The 4,790-nt window shown below is 69.1% G+C and carries 2 protein-coding genes; one reads left to right on the forward strand and one right to left on the reverse strand.

The window, feature by feature from the left end:
• Positions 1 to 378: 378 nt before the first annotated feature.
• Positions 379 to 2,985, forward strand: a complete 2,607-nt coding sequence (gene clpB / locus VGD93_RS02180) for an ATP-dependent chaperone ClpB (protein WP_395008735.1) — start codon at positions 379 to 381, stop codon at positions 2,983 to 2,985.
• 76 nt (positions 2,986 to 3,061) lie between these two features.
• On the opposite strand, the gene VGD93_RS02185 is transcribed toward clpB, so the two are convergent.
• Positions 3,062 to 4,790 (reverse strand): M23 family metallopeptidase (locus VGD93_RS02185; RefSeq protein WP_395008737.1); only part of this gene is annotated, 1,729 nt, incomplete at its 5' end.

A 4,790-nucleotide genomic window follows, 5' to 3' on the forward strand; every position in this document is an offset into this window, starting at 1 on the left:
GGCATCGCGACCGCCGGCCGCGGCGCCGGCCGCGCAGCGGCGGCGAAGGCGCGCCCGATGTCAGCGATCCCAACGCGCCGCAACCGGATGTCGGGGAGTTGCCGGCATTCCTCACCGCCGGCCCGTCACCGACGGCGGCCGAATAGGCGGGCGCTGGAGCGACGAGTTTCGAAGGCCGGGCCGTGGGTCCGGCCTTTTCGTTTGCACGGCGGCGCCTATATCTGGGGCGGAAGGGCAGCGCCGCCGGGCGGGCGCCTTTCCTTGATCTGCGGCAAGGCGGACGGCAGGGGCCGGGCGTCAGGCTGGACGTCAACATCCGGGGGCGACGGGACCGTGCCGTGACGGGCGGGGCCGGCGTGCAACACAAAGGATTGCCGAATGAACATCGAGAAATACACCGAGCGGGCCCGCGGCTTCATTCAGGGCGCCCAGACCCTGGCGCTGGGGCGCGGTCACCAGCAGTTCACGCCGCTGCACCTGCTCAAGGTGCTGCTCGACGACGAAGAGGGCATGGCGGCCGGCCTCATCGCCCGCACGGGCGGCAACGCCAAGGTGGCGCTGGCCGAGACGGAGGCGGGGCTCAAGAAACTGCCGTCCGTCTCCGGCGACGGCTCGCAGCTCTATCTCAGCCGCGAGCTGGCGCGCGTGTTCGAGACCGCCGAATCGGCGGCGCAGAAGGCCGGCGACAGCTTCGTGACGGTCGAGCGGCTGCTGCTCGCGCTCGCCATCGAGAAGGACATCGACGCCGGCAGGATCCTGGCCGCGGCCGGGGTGACGCCGCAGGGCCTCAACGAGGCCATCAACGAAATCCGCAAGGGGCGCACCGCCGATTCGGCCTCGGCCGAGAACGCCTACGACGCGCTCAAGAAATACGCCCGCGACCTCACCGCCATCGCCCGCGAGGGCAAGCTCGACCCCGTCATCGGCCGCGACGAGGAGATCCGGCGCACCATTCAGGTGCTGAGCCGGCGCACCAAGAACAACCCCGTCCTCATCGGCGAGCCCGGCGTCGGCAAGACCGCCATCGCCGAAGGGCTGGCGCTGCGCATCGTCAACGGCGACGTGCCGGAAAGCCTCAAGGGCAAGTCGCTGATGGCGCTCGACATGGGGGCGCTCATCGCCGGGGCCAAGTATCGCGGCGAGTTCGAGGAGCGGCTCAAGGCCGTGCTCAACGAGATCGACGCCGCCGAGGGCAAGATCATCCTGTTCATCGACGAGATGCACACGCTGGTCGGCGCCGGCAAGGCGGACGGCGCCATGGACGCCTCCAACCTGTTGAAGCCGGCGCTGGCGCGCGGCGCCCTGCATTGCGTCGGCGCCACCACGCTCGACGAATACCGCAAGCACGTCGAAAAGGACGCGGCCCTGGCCCGGCGCTTCCAGCCGGTCTTCGTCGACGAGCCGACGGTCGAGGACACCATCTCGATCCTGCGCGGCCTCAAGGAAAAATACGAGCTGCATCACGGCATCCGGATTTCGGACTCGGCGCTGGTGTCGGCGGCGACGCTCTCCAACCGCTACATCACCGACCGCTTCCTGCCCGACAAGGCCATCGACCTCATGGACGAGGCGGCGGCGCGGCTGCGCATGGCGGTCGATTCCAAGCCCGAGGCGCTGGACGAGCTCGACCGGCGCATCATGCAGCTGAAGATCGAGCGCGAGGCGCTGAAGAAGGAGACGGACGAGGCCTCCAAGACCCGGCTCGACAAGCTCGAGAACGAACTGGCCGACCTCGAGGACGAGGCGCAGGCTCTGTCGCAGCGCTGGCTGGCCGAAAAGGAGCGCCTCTCGGGCAGCCAGAAGCTCAAGGAGGAACTGGACAAGGCCCGCACCGAACTCGAGCTGGCGCAGCGCGAGGGCAATCTGGCGCGCGCCGGTGAGTTGGCCTACGGCGTCATCCCCGAGCTCGAAAAGAAGCTCAAATCCGCCGATGGCGGCGAGGGCCAGCCGGAGAACCCGATGGTCGAGGAGGTGGTGCAGCCCACCCATATCGCCCAGGTGGTCAGCCGTTGGACCGGCATCCCGGTCGACCGCATGCTCGAGGGCGAGCGCGAAAAGCTGATGCGCATGGAGGAGACCCTGGGCACCCGGGTGATCGGCCAGCAGGAAGCCGTGGCGGCCGTGTCCAAGGCCGTCCGGCGGGCCCGCGCCGGACTGCAGGACCCGAACCGGCCGATTGGCTCGTTCATGTTCCTCGGCCCCACCGGCGTGGGCAAGACCGAGCTCACCAAGGCGCTGGCGCAGTTCCTGTTCGACGACGAGACGGCGATGGTGCGGCTCGATATGAGCGAGTACATGGAAAAGCACTCCGTCGCCCGCCTGATCGGGGCGCCGCCGGGCTATGTCGGCTACGAGGAGGGTGGCGCGCTCACCGAGGCGGTGCGGCGCCGGCCTTACCAGGTGGTGCTGTTCGACGAGATCGAGAAGGCGCACCCGGACGTGTTCAACGTCCTGCTGCAGGTGCTCGACGACGGCCGGCTTACCGACGGGCAGGGCCGGACGGTCGATTTCCGCAACACCGTCATCATCATGACCTCCAATCTCGGCTCGGAGTACCTGAGCCAGTTGCGCGACGGCGAATCGGTGGAGCTGGTGCGCGGCAAGGTGCTCGATGCGGTCAAGGCGGCCTTCCGGCCTGAATTCCTCAACCGCGTCGACGAGATCCTGCTGTTCCACCGCCTCGAGCGCGGCCACATGGGCGCCATCGTCGACATCCAGTTCGGGCGGCTGCAGAAGCTGCTCAAGGAGCGCGACATCACCCTGACGCTCACCCCGGAAGCGCGCGAGTGGCTGGCGACCGAGGGCTACGATCCGGCCTATGGCGCCCGGCCCCTCAAGCGCGTCATCCAGCGCGAGGTGCAGGACCGGCTGGCCGAGGAGATCCTGGGCGGGCGCATCACCGACGGCATGACGGTGCTCGTCGATGCAGGCGAGGAGGGCCTCGCCCTGCGCCCCACCGCCGGCACGACGGCCGACGCCGCCTAGTCATTGGCCGGTTGAATCGAGGCAAGGGCCGGTCACGCGACCGGCCCTTGCCGTTTGCCCGGCGCCGCCCGTGTGGCTAGTTCACCGCGGCGACGGTGATCGGGGCCGCCTCGCGCTGCATGAGGTCGCGGATCTGGGCGATGGTCTGCTGGAAGGGCTGCTCGTACTGGGCCGGCAGCGACTTGTCGCGCGGCAGCTTGACGCTCAGCGGGTCGACCACGCGGCCGTTGACCTTGATCTCGAAATGCAGGTGCGGGCCGGTGGAATTGCCGGTCGAGCCGACATAGCCGATGATCTGGCCCTGGCGCACGCGCGCGCCCGGGGTCATGCCGTCGGCAATGCGGCTCATATGGCCGTAGCCGGTCTCGAAGCCGTTGACGTGCCGGATCTCGACCTTCTTGCCGTAGCCCGACACCCAGCCGGCACGTTCGATGAGGCCGTCGCCGGAGGCGTAGATCGGCGTGCCGGTCGGCGCGGCGAGGTCGATGCCGGTGTGCATGCGGCGGCTCTTGAAGATCGGGTGCACGCGCAGGCCGAAGCGCGAGCGCAAATTGCCGCCGCCCTTGAGCGGGCGACGGGTGAGGAAGCGCTTGCCGGTCTCGCCGGAGGGGTCGTAGAACTCGGTGGTGCCGTCCTTGGTGCGGAAACGGAACAGTTCGCGCACCGTGCTGCCGAGCTTGAGGCTGACATAGAGCAGTTCCTTGCGGCCCTCGGCATTGGCCTTGGTCTGCAGGATCTCGATGCTGTCGCCGGCGCTGATCTTCTTGGTCAGGTCGACATCGTAGGCGAACATGGCGACGATGCGCCTTGTGGTCTCGTCGTCGACGTCGTGCTTGCGCGCGGTTTCCCAGATCGAGCGGTAGACCGAGGGCAGGTTGGCGACGTTGATCTCCTCGGTGTCCTCCTCGGGGAATTCGATCTCGGTGGGGGCGAGGCCGAGCACATAGTTGCCGCGGTCGGTGAGCGCGACGGTGGCCGCGTGCCTGGGGGCGCCCGAGCGATCGGGGAAATAGATGCTCATGCGGTAGGGGATGAGGCTGTCGGCCTGGCGCGACGGCCCGAACAGGATGCGCAGGCGCACGCCCCTGGGCATGTTGGTCGAAGGCAGCACGTTCTTCAGCGTCGTGCTGACCATGTCCACCATCTGCTGGGTGAAGCCGTTCTTGAGCAGCGTGTCGGCGAGCGGGCCGGCCTCGCGAATGGCGAGGATGCGCTCGGCACGACCGAGGCCGGCATCCTGGGCCGATGTGGTCTTGGGCAGGACGGTGACGTTCTCGGCTATGCCGGCGGCGAGGCCGTCGCCCGAGTCGGCCTGGCCGAGGTCGACCACCGAGCCGCCGGGCGCGGCGTAGGCGAGCATCTCGCCGCCGCCGTCGCCGAACAGGTTTTCCACCGTGAGGCGCACGAACTCGGCCGCCGTGCGGTCGGAAATGGCGCGCGGCGGCACCAGCGAGATGGGCAGGGCGGCGAGCTTGATCGAGACTTCGCCCTCGACCTCGGCGCCGTAGATGCTGGGGTTGGCGACGCCGTCGTCGGCGGCGGTGACGATGGGCTCGTTGGCGTCGAGAATGGCGACGGGATCATAGGGCGGCACGTCGTCGGACAGCGCCGTGGCCGCCGTCGCCAGCGTGGCGCGGATGCGCTCGAACGGCTGCTTGCGGATCATGTCGCGGCCGTTGACGTTCTCCCGGATCGAGGCCTCGACGATCTCGAGCTCGGAGCGGGTCCGGGCGATGGGGCGGATGCGGTCGCCCTTGGCGGTCGGATCGGTGGCCGGCCCCTCCGCCTGCCGGGTGACGATCTGC

It is taken from the genome of Devosia sp., assembly GCF_036406155.1.
Lineage (GTDB): Bacteria > Pseudomonadota > Alphaproteobacteria > Rhizobiales > Devosiaceae > Devosia_A.

What these genes read in the sequence shown, in the direction of transcription:
- clpB (WP_395008735.1), top strand. Translation starts at nt 379, where the DNA reads ATGAACATCGAGAAATACACCGAGCGGGCCCGCGGCTTCATTCAGGGC.